Source organism: Amycolatopsis sp. NPDC006131, from assembly GCF_040614175.1.
GTDB classification, from domain to species: domain Bacteria; phylum Actinomycetota; class Actinomycetes; order Mycobacteriales; family Pseudonocardiaceae; genus Amycolatopsis_E; species Amycolatopsis_E tucumanensis.
The window spans coordinates 1-14,235 of the sequence record NZ_JBEXTX010000037.1 but is presented as its reverse complement, the minus strand read 5'-3'; the positions used below and the strand labels follow the sequence as shown (position 1 = coordinate 14,235).

The window sequence follows — 14,235 nt, the reverse complement described above, 5'->3', positions numbered from 1 at the left end:
CGGGCCTCCTCCGTTCCGCCAGGCTCGCCGGAAGGTGAGAACCGGCGCGACATACAGGAGTTGACGTGATCCAGCAGGAGTCGCGGCTGCGAGTCGCCGACAACACGGGTGCCAAGGAGATCCTCTGCATCCGCGTGCTCGGTGGCTCGGGACGGCGCTACGCGGGTATCGGCGACATCATCGTCGCCACCGTCAAGGACGCCATCCCGGCTGCCGGGGTGAAGAAGGGTGACGTGGTCAAGGCCGTCGTCGTCCGCACGACGAAGGAGCGGCGTCGCCCGGACGGCTCCTACATCAAGTTCGACGAGAACGCCGCCGTGCTCATCAAGAACGACAACGAGCCGCGCGGCACCCGCATCTTCGGCCCGGTCGGCCGTGAGCTGCGTGACCGCAAGTTCATGAAGATCATCTCGCTGGCGCCGGAGGTGCTCTGATGAAGGTGAAGAAGGGCGACACGGTCGTCGTCATCGCCGGCAAGGACAAGGGCGCCAAGGGCAAGGTCATCAAGGCCTACCCGGAGCGCCAGCGGGTGCTGGTCGAGGGCGTGAACCGGATCAAGAAGCACACCCGGATCTCCCAGACCCAGCGCGGCGCGCAGTCCGGCGGCATCGTGACGCAGGAGGCCCCGATCCACGTGTCGAACGTGATGGTCGTGGACTCCGACGGCAAGCCGACCCGCGTGGGCTACCGCATCGGCGAGGACGGCAAGAAGGTTCGCATCTCGCGCCGGACCGGTAAGGACATCTGATGACGACCGCAGAGAAGATCGTGCCGCGGTTGAAGACGCGGTACCGCGAAGAGATCAAGGGCGAGCTCCGCAGCGAGTTCGGCTACGAGAACGTCCACCAGATCCCGGGCGTGGTCAAGGTCGTCGTCAACATGGGTGTCGGCGACGCCGCGCGGGACAGCAAGCTGATCGACGGTGCGATCCGCGACCTCGCGGCCATCACCGGTCAGAAGCCCGAGGTGCGCCGGGCGCGCAAGTCCATCGCGCAGTTCAAGCTGCGTGAGGGCCAGCCGATCGGTGCGCGCGTGACGCTGCGCGGCGACCGCATGTGGGAGTTCCTGGACCGGCTGCTGACGATCGCGCTGCCGCGTATCCGCGACTTCCGCGGGCTGTCGGCCAAGCAGTTCGACGGCAACGGCAACTACACCTTCGGTCTCAACGAGCAGTCCATGTTCCACGAGATCGACCCCGACTCCATCGACCGCCCGCGCGGCATGGACGTCACCGTTGTCACCACCGCTACCACCGACGACGAGGGCCGCGCGCTGCTCCGCAAGCTCGGCTTCCCGTTCAAGGAGAACTGATGGCCAAGAAGGCTCTGATCGCCAAGGCGGCCCGCAAGCCGAAGTTCAAGGTGCGTGCCTACACGCGCTGCAACAAGTGCGGCCGGCCCCACTCGGTGTTCCGCAAGTTCGGACTGTGCCGGGTTTGCCTGCGCGAGATGGCGCACGCGGGCGAACTCCCCGGTGTGTCCAAGTCCAGCTGGTAGGAACGACAGAAGCTCCCACTTCGCCACAGGCCCTCTGACTAGGGGGAACCAGGCGAGAAAGGTTGAAGGTCACCATGACGATGACCGACCCCATCGCAGACTTCCTGACACGTCTGCGGAACGCCAACTCGGCGTACCACGACGAGGTCGTGGTGCCGCACTCGAAGCTCAAGGCGAACATCGCCGAGATCCTGAAGCGCGAGGGTTACATCTCGGGCTACCGGGACGAGCCGGGTGAGAAGCACAAGAACCTCATCGTGGAACTGAAGTACGGCCGCAACCGCGAGCGCAGCATCGCCGGTCTGCGCCGCGTGTCCAAGCCGGGTCTGCGGGTGTACGCCAAGTCGACCGAGCTGCCGAGCGTGCTGGGCGGGCTGGGCATCGCGATCATCTCGACGTCGGGCGGCCTTCAGACCGACCGGCAGGCCAAGCGCAACGGTGTGGGCGGGGAAGTCCTCGCCTACGTCTGGTAACGGAAGGGAGAGCAGGCATGTCGCGCATCGGTAAGCAGCCGATCACCGTCCCTTCCGGGGTCGAGGTGACCATCGACGGCCAGAACATTTCGGTGAAGGGTCCCAAGGGCACCCTGTCGCACACCATCGCCGAGCCGATCACGGTCGAGCGCGGTGAGGACGGCGCGCTGCTGGTCAAGCGCCCGGACGACGAGCGGGAGAGCCGTGCGCTGCACGGTCTGACCCGCACGCTGGTCAACAACCTGGTCGTGGGTGTGACCGAGGGTTACGAGAAGAAGCTCGAGATCCACGGTGTCGGTTACCGCGTCCAGGCCAAGGGCAGCAACCTCGAGTTCGCCCTCGGCTACAGCCACCCCGTGCTGATCGAGGCGCCGGAAGGCATCACCTTCAAGGTCGAGACCCCGACCCGGTTCTCCGTGTCCGGCATCGACAAGCAGAAGGTCGGCCAGATCGCCGCGGTGATCCGCCGGCTCCGCCGTCCGGACCCGTACAAGGGCAAGGGGCTGCGCTACGAGGGTGAGCGCATCCGTCGCAAGGTCGGAAAGACGGGTAAGTGATCATGAGCGAAACGGCAACGAAGAAGCGGAAGCCGGTCGGCAAGGACATCTCGACCCGGCGCCGCGTCGCGAAGGCGCGCCGTCACTTCCGGCTTCGCAAGAAGGTCGGCGGGACCGCCCAGCGGCCCCGGCTGGTCATCCACCGGTCCTCGCGGCACATCACGGTCCAGGTGATCGACGACGTGGCAGGCCACACGGTCGCCTCGGCGTCGAGCCTCGAGGCCGACGTGCGTGCGCTCGAGGGCGACAAGAAGGCCAAGGCCGCCAAGGTCGGCGAGCTCGTGGCCGCCCGCGCCAAGGGTGCGGGCATCTCCAGCGTCGTGTTCGACCGCGGTGGCAACCGCTACCACGGCCGCATCGCCGCGCTGGCCGACGCCGCTCGCGAGGCGGGGTTGGAGTTCTGAGAACCATGCACATGCTCGCGAATGGAAGGAAAGCCTGATGCCGGGACGTACACGGCAGGGCGGTGGACAGGGCGGTCCGGGCGGCAACGACCGCGACCGTCGTGACCGCCGCGACCGCCGCGACGGTGGCCGTGGCGGGGCCGGCCAGGAGAAGACCCCGCACCTCGAGCGCGTCGTCGCGATCAACCGCGTCGCCAAGGTCGTGAAGGGTGGTCGTCGCTTCAGCTTCACCGCCCTGGTGGTCGTCGGTGACGGCGACGGTCAGGTCGGCGTCGGCTACGGCAAGGCCAAGGAAGTTCCCGCGGCCATCGCCAAGGGCGTCGAGGAAGCGAAGAAGAACTTCTTCCGCGTTCCCCGGATCGCCGGCACCATCCCGCACCCGGTCCAGGGTGAGGAGGCCGCCGGTGTGGTCCTGCTCCGCCCGGCCAGCGCCGGTACCGGTGTCATCGCCGGTGGCCCGGTCCGCGCGGTGCTGGAGTGCGCGGGTGTGCACGACGTGCTGTCGAAGTCGCTCGGCTCGGACAACGCGATCAACATCGTGCACGCCACCGTGGCGGCCCTGAAGGGGCTCCAGCGTCCGGAGGAGGTGGCGGCCCGTCGCGGTCTGCCGCTCGAGGACGTCGCGCCGGCCCGGATGCTGCGTCAGCGTGCGGGACAGGGGGTCTGACATGGCTCAGCTCAAGGTGACCCAGGTCAAGAGCAAGATCGGCACCAAGCACAACCACCGGGAGTCCCTGCGGACCCTCGGGCTGCGCAAGATCCGGCAGTCCGTGGTGCGCGAGGACACCCCGGAGGTCCGCGGTCTGATCCACACCGTCCGCCACCTCGTGACTGTTGAGGAGGTCAAGGCATGACGGCCATCAAGATCCACCACCTGCGCCCGGCCCCGGGCGCCAAGCGCGAGAAGATCCGCGTCGGTCGTGGTGAGGGTTCGAAGGGCAAGACCGCCGGTCGCGGTACGAAGGGCACCAAGGCCCGGAAGAACGTGCCCGCCGGTTTCGAGGGTGGGCAGATGCCCATCCACATGCGGCTGCCGAAGCTGCGTGGCTTCAAGAACCGCTTCCGCACCGAGTACCAGCCGGTGAACGTCGGTGACATCGCCCGGGTCTTCCCGGACGGTGGCGACGTCACCAAGGAGCAGCTGGTCGAGCGCGGTCTGGTTCGCAAGAACGAGCTCGTCAAGGTCCTCGGCAACGGCGACCTGAACGGCGTGAAGCTGAACGTCACCGCCGACAAGTTCTCCTCGTCCGCGAAGGAGAAGCTCGAGGCGGCCGGCGGTTCGGCCACCGAGCTCTGAGTTCTGCCTGCGGCAAGGGCCCGCTGGTCTCCGGACCGGCGGGCCCTTTCCTTTGCGTGCTGGTGGTGCCACGATCGGGTGATGTCGTTCCCGGGGGTTCCACCTGGTTACCCGCCGGTGCCGAGCCGTCGACCTGGTTGGCACGGTGGACGTCTGCTGGGCGCCGCGCTGGCGTTGCTCGCCGCCGCGGCCGCCGTCACGGGCTCGTTCTTCGCGTTGTTCGAGGGCGAGCTGCTCTTCCAGGGTGAGCCGCAGCTGTCGCTGACGGTCACCGGGTGGGACTTGACCGCGGAGGCGGCGCAGCCCGGGATCCCGACGAACACCTTCGGCAGCCCGGTCCGCAACGGCTACCTGCTGGCGGCGGCCGGGTTGTTGCTGGTCATCGCGGCGGTGCTGAGCCTGGCCGCGGCTCGCCGCGATTCGTCGCCCGCCCGGAAGTTCGCGGCGGCGCTGGCCACGGCGACCGGCGCGGCCTTCCTCCTCGCGACCGCAGCCGGGATCGTCCTGCAGGGGGTCAGCCTCCACGAGAGCTTCCGCCCGACGGGCGCCGCGGAGGGCGACGGCGATTTCTCGACGAGCGACCGGCTCGGACTCGGGTTCTGGTTGGTCGCCGGCGCCACCCTGGCGGCGATCGTGGCCGCGGTCCTGGCCGCCGCGCGGGGCCGCCGCGCGCCGCAGGACCTGACGACGCCGCGCTACGGGATCCCCGCGCCGTCCGGGTACCAGCCCGGACCGCAGTTCCCGGCCCCGACGAGGCACTGGCCCGGCGGCGAGCCCTACCCGAGCGCCCCGTCTGCGGGACAGGCCATGCCCCTGCCGCACGCCGGCTACCCACCCGGCCCGAGCACGCCCGGTCAGGGCGTAGGAAGTCAGGGCGAGCCGGGCGCGAACGCGGCGGGCCAGGGACTGTCGGGACAGAGCGGCTGGCGCCCGAACCCGGCAAGCCGGCACCATCCCGCCGAGGCGCAACCGGGGGAGCGCCAAGGGGCCTCGCCGGAAGGCGACCCGCGCGGCGAGGAGCGCCCAAGCTCCTAACGTCCCGCCTATTGGGTAGGTGGGCGCTCGCCTCGCCGCCACCCGCCGCGCCGAGTCCGGCAGCCGTGCCGGAGTGCGGCACCTCGCGATCCGCCGACATGCTGCCGCCGCTCGTGAGCTGCCGTGCCGCCGCCCGCCCCGAAAATCAGCCGCCCCTCGTCAGCACAGCCAGTACCGTCACGGCGATGACCTGGTTGCTCGTCTTCCTCGGCGCCGCCATGCTCATCGCCCTCACGCCGGGCGCCAACAACCTTCTCGGGCTGCACCACGGCATCCAGCACGGCCTCCCGCGGGCCCTCGCGGGGCTGCTCGGGCGCTTGGCGGCCTTCACGCTCATGATCGGCGCCGTCGCGGCGGGGCTCGGTCAGCTGCTCGCCGCGTCCGAGCCCGCGCTCACCGCTGTCAAGTGGGCCGGTGTCGCCTACCTCGTCTGGCTCGGCGTCCGGCTCCTCCGCAGCAAGCCCCAGCCACCGGCGGAACAACCACCCGGCCCCGTGCTGCGCAAGGAGTTCCTCGTCGCCATCACCAACCCCAAGGCGATCCTCATCTTCACCGCGTTCGTGCCGCAGTTCGTCGACCCCGCGCACGGGTCACCCACCGCGCAGATCGCGATCCTCGGCGGCGTCTACCTCGTCGCCGAGTTCCTCGCCGGCACGGCCTACGCCGCGGTCGGCGCCGCGCTCAAGGCCGTCCGCCTGAGCGTCGAATCCCGGCGGAACCTGGACCGCGGCACCGGAGTGGTCCTGCTCGGCATGGCCGGCACCCTGGCCGCCTCCGGCTCATAACACGGCCTACCTCACAACCCTCCAACGCCCGGCTGTTAGAGTCGGGCGACGCGCTTCGGGGACCGACATGCCCCGGAGCGCTGCTGGCTTGCCAGCGACATGGTGTTCCTGCCGGCCAGCGTGCCGGCCAAGCCGATCGCCGGTGACACCCACCGGCGACGCCGAGGAGGTCCCCCGCGTGCTCAGCGCCTTTCGCTCGGCTCTCGCCACGCCGGACCTGCGCAAGAAGATCCTGTTCACGCTGTTGATCGTGGCCGTGTACCGGATCGGTGCGGTCACCCCGGCGCCCGGGGTCTCCTATCCCAATGTGCAGGCATGCCAGGCCGGTGCCGACCAGTCCGGCATCTACTCCCTGCTGAACCTGTTCAGCGGCGGGGCGCTCCTGCAGCTGTCGATCTTCTCGACCGGCATCATGCCGTACATCACGGCCAGCATCATCATCCAGCTGCTCACCGTCGTCATCCCGCGGTTCGAGGAGCTGAAGAAGGAAGGCCAGGCCGGCCAGGGCAAGCTCACGCAGTACACCCGGTACCTGACGATCGCGCTGGCGATCCTGCAGGCGACCGGTGTGGTGGCGCTCGCCGACCGCGGCCAGCTGTTCCCGGACTGCGCGCAGTCGATCATCCCGGACAACAGCATCTTCTCGCTGGCGCTGATCGTCATCACCATGACGGCGGGCACCGCGGTCATGATGTGGCTGGGCGAGCTCATCACCGAGCGCGGCGTCGGCAACGGCATGTCCGTGCTGATCTTCCTGAACATCGCGGCCCGCATCCCGGCCGAGGGCATGAACATCCTCAACAACCAGGGCGGTCTCGTCTTCGCGCTGGTGTGCCTCTTCGGCCTGGTGATCATCGCCAGCGTCATCTTCGTCGAGCAGGGCCAGCGCCGGATCCCGGTGCAGTACGCCAAGCGGATGATTGGCCGCCGGATGTACGGCGGCACGTCGACCTACCTGCCGATCAAGGTGAACCAGGCCGGTGTCATCCCGGTCATCTTCGCTTCGTCGCTGCTGTACCTGCCGGACCTGATCAGCCGTCTGTTCGGCGACCCGACCAGCGGCTCCGGCTGGCAGGCGTTCCTGCAGACCTACGTGGTCAACCAGTCCAGCTGGGTGCACATCCTGCTGTACTTCGCGCTGATCATCTTCTTCACGTACTTCTACATCACCATCACGTTCAACGTGGATGAGCGCGCGGAGGAGATGAAGAAGTTCGGCGGCTTCATCCCGGGCATCCGCCCCGGTCGGCCGACCGCCGAGTACCTGAGCTTCGTCCTGGGCCGGATCACCTTCCCCGGCTCGCTCTACCTCGGCATCATCGCGATCCTCCCGAACTTCTTCCTGTCCATCACGCAGGAGGGCAACAACCAGAACTTCCCGTTCGGCGGCACCGCCGTGCTGATCATGGTCGGCGTCGGCCTCGACACGGTGAAGCAGATCGAAAGCCAGCTGATGCAGCGGAATTACGAAGGGTTCTTGCGATGACGCGCCTGGTTCTTGTCGGCCCGCCCGGAGCAGGGAAGGGAACTCAGGCGGTAGCGCTGTCGCAGCGGCTCTCCATCCCGCACATCTCCACGGGTGACCTCTTCCGCGCTCACGTGGCGGAGCAGACGCCGCTGGGCGAGGAGGCGAAGCGCTACCTCGACTCGGGCGAGCTGGTCCCGGACAGCGTCACCAACGAGATGGTCCGCGAGCGCCTTGCCGAGTCCGACACCAAGGCCGGCTTCCTGCTGGACGGGTTCCCGCGCAACACCAAGCAGGCCGAGGTCCTCGGCGAGATGCTGGCCGAGTCGGACAGCGCGCTCGACGCGGTCATCCAGCTCGACGTGCCGGAGGACGTCCTGGTCGAGCGCCTGCTGGGCCGCGGCCGCACGGACGACACCGAAGAGGTCATCCGCCGCAGGCAGCAGGTCTACCAGTCGGAGACAGCGCCGCTGCTGGACTACTACCGCGACATCCTGGTCAAGGTGGACGGCGTCGGCGAGGTCGACGAGGTCTCCTCGCGGATCGTGAACGCTCTCGACGCGCGCGCGTGAACCTGGTGCCTTCCGTGCTCCGCCGCCACCGCGGCATCGAGATCAAGACGCCCGGCGAGCTGGACGCGATGCGGGCCGCCGGCATCGTGGTGGCCCGCACCCTCGCGGCCGTCGCCGAGGCCGCCAAGCCCGGCGTCAGCACCGGCGACCTGGACGAGATCGCCGAGCAGACCATCCGCGCGGCCGGCGCGGTGCCCTCGTTCAAGGGCTACCACGGCTTCCCGGCCTCGATCTGCGCGTCGGTGAACGAGCAGGTCGTCCACGGCATCCCGGCGAAGACGACGGTGCTGGCCGAGGGCGACCTGCTGTCCGTGGACTGCGGCGCCATCCTCGACGGCTGGCACGGCGACTCCGCCGTCACCCTCGCCATCGGCGCGGTTTCGGCCGCCGACCAGGCGTTGTCGGCCGCCACCCGCGCCGCGATGCTCGCCGGCATCGAGGCCGCGGTGCCCGGCGCCCGGCTGACCGACATCTCGCATGCCGTGCAGTCCTCCGCCGAGACCTCTTCGGCGGCCGACGGCACCTCCTACGGCCAGATCGTCGAGTACGGCGGGCACGGCATCGGCACCGAGATGCACATGGAGCCGTTCCTGCCCAACGTCGGCAAGCCCGGCAAGGGGCCGAAGCTCAAGCCCGGCATGGCGCTGGCCATCGAGCCGATGCTGACCGGCGGCAGCGCCGAGACCGTCGAGCTCGAGGACGGCTGGACCGTGGTGACCGCGGACGGCTCACGTGCCGCCCACTGGGAGCACACCGTCGCCATCACCGAGGACGGCCCCCGCGTCCTGACCCTGCCCGAAGGCTCCTGACCTGCGGGTTCACCGCTTCCGGTGCGACTTGGGGTATCGTCGGAGTGACGTTGCCTACCACACATCACCCCGCCTCGCGAGGTGCGACACAGGCTGCGTACACTATCTAGCTGGCGTACTCATCACGCCGGTTCCAACGCGCTCGTGAATGCTCGGGTCCTTGGGGTCGGTGCGGCGTGTCCGCCGAACGCAAGAGTTGCCAATTCGGTGCTCTACCAAGTCACGAAACGCGGAGGACATGGCTAAGAAAGACGGGGCCATCGAGGTCGAAGGTCGGGTCATCGAGCCACTCCCCAACGCGATGTTCCGAGTCGAGTTGGAGAACGGTCACAAGGTCCTGGCACACATCAGCGGCAAGATGCGGCAGCACTACATCCGCATCCTCCCGGAAGACCGGGTTGTCGTCGAGCTGTCGCCGTACGACCTGTCTCGTGGGCGGATCGTCTACCGCTACAAGTGACGCGGTGAGCAACGCATAAGGAAGCAGGAGACGTGAAGGTCCAGCCGAGCGTCAAGAAGATCTGCGACAAGTGCAAGGTGATCCGCCGCCACGGCCGGATCATGGTGATCTGCGAGAACCTGCGGCACAAGCAGCGGCAGGGCTGATCACCGCCTGCACCACGCAGAGCGGACGGACAGCTGTATGACCTCCCCGCACCTGCCGGGCCACACGGCCCGGCCGACCCCCGGACTCCAGGCCGGGGCCGGGACACCGGACACGCAAGTGCTCCGGACGACATGCGAGTCGGTCCCGGAACCGGGCGGGGAGCACACCTGGAGCGACGAACAGCAGAAGGAGCATCAAGCGCCATGGCACGACTCGCCGGCGTAGACCTCCCCCGCGAGAAGCGGTTGGAGATCGCGCTGACCTACATCTACGGCATCGGTCGTACGCGCTCGAAGGAGCTCATCGCGGCCACGTCGCTGAACCCGGACACCCGGGTCCGCGACCTGACCGACGACGACCTCGTCAAGCTGCGCGACCACATCGAAGAGAACTTCAAGGTCGAGGGTGACCTCCGCCGCGAGGTGCAGGCCGACATCCGTCGCAAGATCGAGATCGGCTGCTACGAGGGCCTGCGGTGGCGCCGCGGTCTGCCCGTCCGCGGTCAGCGGACCAAGACCAACGCCCGCACCCGCAAGGGTCCGAAGAAGACGGTCGCCGGCAAGAAGAAGGCTGGCAAGAAGTGAGCGTCCAGGGCAAGAAGGTCGTGCGGATCGGCGCCGGGCAGGTGCGCCGCCGCAACAATTCGTGCGTTTCGCCGAAGGCCCTGTATGCCCGCCCGATGGCGCTTCGCCAGCTCTACACCGACGCCGGTTCGCTGATCCGGCGTGGCCAGCAGGAGGCCCGCGAGGCCGCCGCTGCCGCCGCACAGACCGAGAACTCGCGCTAGGCAGGAGAAACCACCCAACATGCCACCCAAGGCTCGCGCCGGGGCCAAGAAGGTCCGGCGGAAGGAAAAGAAGAACGTGGCCCACGGCCACGCTCACATCAAGAGCACCTTCAACAACACCATCGTGTCGATCACCGACCCGAACGGTGCGGTCATCTCGTGGGCCTCCTCCGGCCACGTCGGTTTCAAGGGCTCCCGCAAGTCCACCCCGTTCGCCGCGCAGATGGCGGCCGAGAACGCGGCCCGCAAGGCCGCGGAGCACGGGATGAAGAAGGTCGACGTGTTCGTCAAGGGCCCGGGTTCCGGCCGGGAGACGGCGATCCGTTCGCTGCAGGCCGCCGGTCTCGAGGTCGGCACCATCCAGGACGTGACCCCGCAGCCTCACAACGGCTGCCGCCCGCCCAAGCGGCGCCGGGTCTGAGGAACGGGGAGGAGTAACAACAGATGGCTCGCTACACCGGCCCCGCGACTCGCATCTCGCGGCGCCTCAAGGTTGACCTCGTCGGCGGCGACCAGGCTTTCGAGCGCCGCCCGTACCCGCCCGGCCAGCACGGCCGCGGCCGGGTCAAGGAGTCCGAGTACCTGCTCCAGCTGCAGGAGAAGCAGAAGGCTCGCTACACGTACGGCGTCCTCGAGCGGCAGTTCAGCCGCTACTACAAGGAGGCCGCGCGGCGCCCCGGCAAGACCGGTGAGAACCTGCTGCAGATCCTCGAGTCGCGCCTCGACAACGTCGTGTACCGCGCCGGCCTGGCCCGTACCCGCCGTCAGGCGCGTCAGCTGGTGGCGCACGGTCACTTCACCGTCAACGGCGTGAAGGTGACGATCCCCAGCTACCAGGTCGAGAAGTTCGACATCATCGACGTGCGGCCGAAGTCGCTCCAGATGCTGCCCTTCGTGGCCGCCAAGGAGTCGTTCGGCGACCGGCCGATCCCCGGCTGGCTGCAGGTCGTGCAGTCCAACCTGCGCATCCTGGTGCACCAGCTCCCCGAGCGGGCGCAGATCGACGTTCCGGTCCAGGAACAGCTGATCGTCGAGTACTACTCGAAGTGATCGGCCGCGGCGGCGCGCACCCGCGCGTCGCCGCTCCGCCATCCCTTTCGGCGTCATATGGCGGGCGCCGGCAGGAAAGGAAGAGAAGAAAGTGCTGATTTCCCAGCGACCGGCCCTCGGCGAAGAGCCGATCAACGAGACCCGGTCCCGGTTCACCATCGAGCCGCTGGAGCCCGGCTTCGGGTACACGCTCGGCAACTCGCTGCGGCGCACGCTGCTGTCGTCCATCCCGGGCGCGGCGGTCACCAGCATCCGCATCGACGGTGTGCTGCACGAGTTCACCACCGTCCCCGGGGTGAAGGAAGACGTCACCGACATCATCCTGAACCTCAAGGAACTGGTCGTCTCGTCCGAGGAGGACGAGCCCGTCACCATGTACCTGCGCAAGCAGGGCCCGGGTGAGGTCACCGCGGCCGACATCGTTCCGCCGGCCGGTGTCACCGTGCACAACCAGGATCTGCACATCGCCTCGCTGAACGGCAAGGGCAAACTGGAGATCGAACTGGTCGTCGAGCGCGGCCGCGGTTACGTGCCCGCTCAGCAGAACAAGCAGGCTGGTGCCGAGATCGGCCGGATCCCGGTCGACTCGATCTACTCGCCGGTGCTGAAGGTCACCTACAAGGTCGAGGCGACCCGTGTCGAGCAGCGCACCGACTTCGACAAGCTGATCCTGGACGTCGAGACCAAGCCGTCGATCACCCCGCGCGACGCCGTCGCGTCGGCCGGTAAGACGCTGGTCGAGCTGTTCGGCCTGGCCCGGGAGCTCAACGTCGACGCCGAGGGCATCGAGATCGGCCCGTCGCCGCAGGAGGCGGACACCATCGCCGCCTACGCGATGCCGATCGAGGACCTGGACCTCACGGTCCGGTCGTACAACTGCCTCAAGCGCGAGGGCATCCACACGGTCGGCGAACTGGTCTCGCGCAGCGAGGCCGACCTGCTCGACATCCGCAACTTCGGCGCGAAGTCGATCGACGAGGTCAAGATGAAGCTCGTCGGCCTCGGCCTGTCGCTGAAGGACAGCCCGCCCGGGTTCGACCCGACCGCGGCTGCTGCCTCCTACGAGGGCGGCGAGAGCTGGTCCGCCGAGGGTGTCGGCGGTCTGTCGGACAACGGCCACGACGACGGCCAGGACTACGCAGAGACGGAGCAGCTGTAAGGACGGCGGCCCGCCTCGCCGAGTGATTCGTGCGGGGCGGGCGCCGGCCTGAAAGCGGCCGGATTTACGAGGAGAAGCAATGCCCACCCCCACGAAGGGCCCCCGTCTCGGTGGATCCGCGGCCCACGAGCGGCTGATGATGGCGAACCTCGCCACGTCGCTGTTCGAGCACGGCAAGATCACCACGACCGAGGCCAAGGCCCGCCGGATGCGGCCGCTCGCCGAGAAGCTGATCACCAAGGCGAAGCGCGGCGACCTGCACAACCGGCGTCAGATCCAGCGCGTGATCCGCGACAAGGACGTGGTTCACAAGCTGCTCGCCGAGATCGGCCCGTTCTTCGCGGACCGCAACGGCGGTTACACCCGGATCACCAAGACGCTGCCGCGCAAGGGCGACAACGCCCCGATGGCGGTCATCGAGCTGGTGTCCGAGAAGACCGTCACCTCGGAGGCGGAGAAGGCGCGGAAGACCAAGTTCGCGAAGGATGAGGCTGCCGCTCCCGCCGCGACCGAGGCCGAGGAGACCAAGGCCGCTGAGGCGACCGACCAGGACGCTGAGGCGCCCGAGTCGGCCACCACCGAGGCGACCGCCGAGCCGGCCGAGGGTGCCGACGACGCTGCTGCCGAGGCCAAGGACGACGCCAAGAAGGACGAGTCCTGACGGCTGAAGTTTCACGCGACGAGCCCGCTGCTCCCTCCGGGGAGGGCGGGCTCGTTCGTCTGCGCTTGGACGTCAGCTACGACGGCACGCAGTTCTCGGGGTGGGCCCGCCAGCCCGGCCGCCGCACGGTGCAGGGCTTGCTGGAGGAGGCGCTGGCGAAGCAGCCGCCCGGCGCCGCGGTGCCGAAGTCGGTCGTGGTGGCCGGCCGCACGGACGCCGGCGTGCACGCGACCGGGCAGGTCGTGCACGTGGACGTGGTGCCGCTGTCCGGGCCGGCCGGACGGCTGGCGGTGGATGACCGGGGGATTCCCGACCTTGAGCGCATGCGGCACCGCTGGAACCGGTTCCTGCCGGGCGACGTGCGAGTGCTGGACGCCCGGGTCGCGCCGGAGGGCTTCGACGCCCGGTTCTCCGCGATCCGCAGGCACTACCGTTACCGGGTCTCGGACGCGCCGTGGGGCGTTGATCCGTTGCGCCGGTTCGACACCCTGGCCTGGGGCCGCCCGCTGTCGCTGACGGCGATGAACGAGGCTTCCGAGGCGCTGTTGGGCCTGCGGGACTTCGCGGCGTTCTGCAAGCAGCGCGAGGGCGGCACGACGATCCGCGAACTCCAGCGGTTCACGTGGCGCCGGATCGATTCGCATGTCGTCGAGGCTGAGGTGTCGGCTGACGCGTTCTGCCACTCGATGGTGCGCAGCCTGGTGGGCGCGATGCTCCTGGTGGGCGACGGCCGTCGCCCGACCGAGTGGCCGGCTGAGCTGTTGCGTGGGGGAGTGCGGGACAGCGCCGTGGCCCCAGCACACGGCCTGACGTTGATCGGCGTGGACTACCCGGCCGACGAGGAACTGGCGGCACGCGCCGAACAGACCCGCAACATGCGAGCAGCCTCCGAGGCAAGCTAGTTATCCACAATCCACAGCGGTTATCCACAGGCGGCACCCGGAGTTAACAGCGCTCCAAACCGCCGCCCGGCAACGAAAAGTAAGCGACTACCCCAACCAGACCTCCCCCGCCCCCGATCCACAGCCGATCTTTAGTCGCCGACCAGCCGTGTCAAGGCACGCTTTCCCGCCTTGAC

At 68.7% G+C, this 14,235-nt stretch carries 24 protein-coding genes; all 24 read left to right on the top strand.

What is annotated here, in order from left to right:
* Positions 1-65: 65 nt before the first annotated feature.
* The 24 genes from rplN to truA all read left to right on the top strand — a co-directional run bounded on the left by rplN (position 66) and on the right by truA (position 14,059).
* Entirely contained in the window at positions 66-434 is a 369-nt protein-coding gene (gene rplN / locus ABZ215_RS20300; RefSeq protein ID WP_017986615.1) for a 50S ribosomal protein L14, read from the top strand.
* On the top strand, positions 434-748 hold the full coding sequence (gene rplX / locus ABZ215_RS20295; RefSeq protein WP_017986616.1) for a 50S ribosomal protein L24: 315 nt from the start codon (positions 434-436) through the stop codon (positions 746-748). Before rplN ends, rplX begins: the two co-directional genes overlap by 1 nt.
* Positions 748-1,311 carry a 50S ribosomal protein L5 gene (gene rplE, locus ABZ215_RS20290; RefSeq protein WP_017986617.1) on the top strand — a complete coding sequence of 188 codons (564 nt, stop codon included), beginning with the start codon at positions 748-750 and terminating at the stop codon, positions 1,309-1,311. The genes rplX and rplE overlap by 1 nt, the downstream gene beginning before the upstream one ends.
* A complete protein-coding gene (locus ABZ215_RS20285; RefSeq protein WP_017986618.1) occupies positions 1,311-1,496 on the top strand; it encodes a type Z 30S ribosomal protein S14 in 186 nt (61 codons plus the stop codon). The genes rplE and ABZ215_RS20285 overlap by 1 nt, the downstream gene beginning before the upstream one ends.
* Before the next feature lie 74 nt (positions 1,497-1,570).
* A complete protein-coding gene (rpsH, locus tag ABZ215_RS20280; protein WP_020417564.1) occupies positions 1,571-1,969 on the top strand; it encodes a 30S ribosomal protein S8 in 399 nt (132 codons plus the stop codon).
* A gap of 17 nt (positions 1,970-1,986) precedes the next feature.
* Positions 1,987-2,526 carry a 50S ribosomal protein L6 gene (rplF, locus tag ABZ215_RS20275; RefSeq protein ID WP_020417565.1) on the top strand — a complete coding sequence of 180 codons (540 nt, stop codon included), beginning with the start codon at positions 1,987-1,989 and terminating at the stop codon, positions 2,524-2,526.
* 2 nt (positions 2,527-2,528) lie between these two features.
* Positions 2,529-2,930 carry a 50S ribosomal protein L18 gene (gene rplR, locus ABZ215_RS20270; RefSeq protein WP_027932626.1) on the top strand — a complete coding sequence of 134 codons (402 nt, stop codon included), beginning with the start codon at positions 2,529-2,531 and terminating at the stop codon, positions 2,928-2,930.
* A 37-nt stretch (positions 2,931-2,967) separates the two neighbouring features.
* Positions 2,968-3,597 (top strand): 30S ribosomal protein S5, encoded by a 630-nt coding sequence (rpsE, locus tag ABZ215_RS20265; protein ID WP_017986622.1) that lies wholly within the window; start codon positions 2,968-2,970, stop codon positions 3,595-3,597.
* A gap of 1 nt (position 3,598) precedes the next feature.
* Positions 3,599-3,784 (top strand): 50S ribosomal protein L30, encoded by a 186-nt coding sequence (gene rpmD, locus ABZ215_RS20260; RefSeq protein WP_020417566.1) that lies wholly within the window; start codon positions 3,599-3,601, stop codon positions 3,782-3,784.
* The gene (gene rplO / locus ABZ215_RS20255) at positions 3,781-4,227 is read left to right on the top strand and encodes a 50S ribosomal protein L15 (protein ID WP_020417567.1); all 447 of its coding nucleotides are present in this window, start codon (positions 3,781-3,783) and stop codon (positions 4,225-4,227) included. The genes rpmD and rplO overlap by 4 nt, the downstream gene beginning before the upstream one ends.
* Positions 4,228-4,308: 81 nt before the next feature.
* Positions 4,309-5,262, top strand: coding sequence for a hypothetical protein (locus ABZ215_RS20250; RefSeq protein ID WP_354950777.1), 954 nt, complete (start codon positions 4,309-4,311; stop codon positions 5,260-5,262).
* 185 nt (positions 5,263-5,447) lie between these two features.
* Positions 5,448-6,047: a LysE family translocator gene (locus ABZ215_RS20245; protein ID WP_237338056.1), complete on the top strand. Its 600-nt coding sequence runs from the start codon at positions 5,448-5,450 to the stop codon at positions 6,045-6,047.
* 178 nt (positions 6,048-6,225) lie between these two features.
* Positions 6,226-7,533: a preprotein translocase subunit SecY gene (gene secY / locus ABZ215_RS20240; RefSeq protein ID WP_027935791.1), complete on the top strand. Its 1,308-nt coding sequence runs from the start codon at positions 6,226-6,228 to the stop codon at positions 7,531-7,533.
* Positions 7,530-8,084: an adenylate kinase gene (locus ABZ215_RS20235; protein WP_026153762.1), complete on the top strand. Its 555-nt coding sequence runs from the start codon at positions 7,530-7,532 to the stop codon at positions 8,082-8,084. Before secY ends, ABZ215_RS20235 begins: the two co-directional genes overlap by 4 nt.
* Before the next feature lie 14 nt (positions 8,085-8,098).
* Positions 8,099-8,893 (top strand): type I methionyl aminopeptidase, encoded by a 795-nt coding sequence (gene map / locus ABZ215_RS20230; RefSeq protein ID WP_027935792.1) that lies wholly within the window; start codon positions 8,099-8,101, stop codon positions 8,891-8,893.
* A 238-nt stretch (positions 8,894-9,131) separates the two neighbouring features.
* Entirely contained in the window at positions 9,132-9,353 is a 222-nt protein-coding gene (gene infA, locus ABZ215_RS20225) for a translation initiation factor IF-1 (RefSeq protein ID WP_005443304.1), read from the top strand.
* Positions 9,354-9,385: 32 nt separating this feature from the next.
* On the top strand, positions 9,386-9,499 hold the full coding sequence (gene rpmJ / locus ABZ215_RS20220; RefSeq protein ID WP_004558882.1) for a 50S ribosomal protein L36: 114 nt from the start codon (positions 9,386-9,388) through the stop codon (positions 9,497-9,499).
* 204 nt (positions 9,500-9,703) lie between these two features.
* Positions 9,704-10,084 (top strand): 30S ribosomal protein S13, encoded by a 381-nt coding sequence (gene rpsM / locus ABZ215_RS20215; protein WP_017986631.1) that lies wholly within the window; start codon positions 9,704-9,706, stop codon positions 10,082-10,084.
* Positions 10,081-10,287, top strand: coding sequence for a hypothetical protein (locus ABZ215_RS20210; RefSeq protein ID WP_017986632.1), 207 nt, complete (start codon positions 10,081-10,083; stop codon positions 10,285-10,287). Before rpsM ends, ABZ215_RS20210 begins: the two co-directional genes overlap by 4 nt.
* Before the next feature lie 19 nt (positions 10,288-10,306).
* Positions 10,307-10,708, top strand: coding sequence for a 30S ribosomal protein S11 (rpsK, locus tag ABZ215_RS20205; RefSeq protein ID WP_017986633.1), 402 nt, complete (start codon positions 10,307-10,309; stop codon positions 10,706-10,708).
* A 23-nt stretch (positions 10,709-10,731) separates the two neighbouring features.
* Positions 10,732-11,337 (top strand): 30S ribosomal protein S4, encoded by a 606-nt coding sequence (gene rpsD / locus ABZ215_RS20200; protein ID WP_020417571.1) that lies wholly within the window; start codon positions 10,732-10,734, stop codon positions 11,335-11,337.
* A 91-nt stretch (positions 11,338-11,428) separates the two neighbouring features.
* On the top strand, positions 11,429-12,496 hold the full coding sequence (locus ABZ215_RS20195; RefSeq protein WP_017986635.1) for a DNA-directed RNA polymerase subunit alpha: 1,068 nt from the start codon (positions 11,429-11,431) through the stop codon (positions 12,494-12,496).
* 79 nt (positions 12,497-12,575) lie between these two features.
* A complete protein-coding gene (gene rplQ / locus ABZ215_RS20190; RefSeq protein WP_027935793.1) occupies positions 12,576-13,157 on the top strand; it encodes a 50S ribosomal protein L17 in 582 nt (193 codons plus the stop codon).
* A 65-nt stretch (positions 13,158-13,222) separates the two neighbouring features.
* Entirely contained in the window at positions 13,223-14,059 is an 837-nt protein-coding gene (truA, locus tag ABZ215_RS20185) for a tRNA pseudouridine(38-40) synthase TruA (protein ID WP_354950774.1), read from the top strand.
* Positions 14,060-14,235 lie beyond the last annotated feature (176 nt).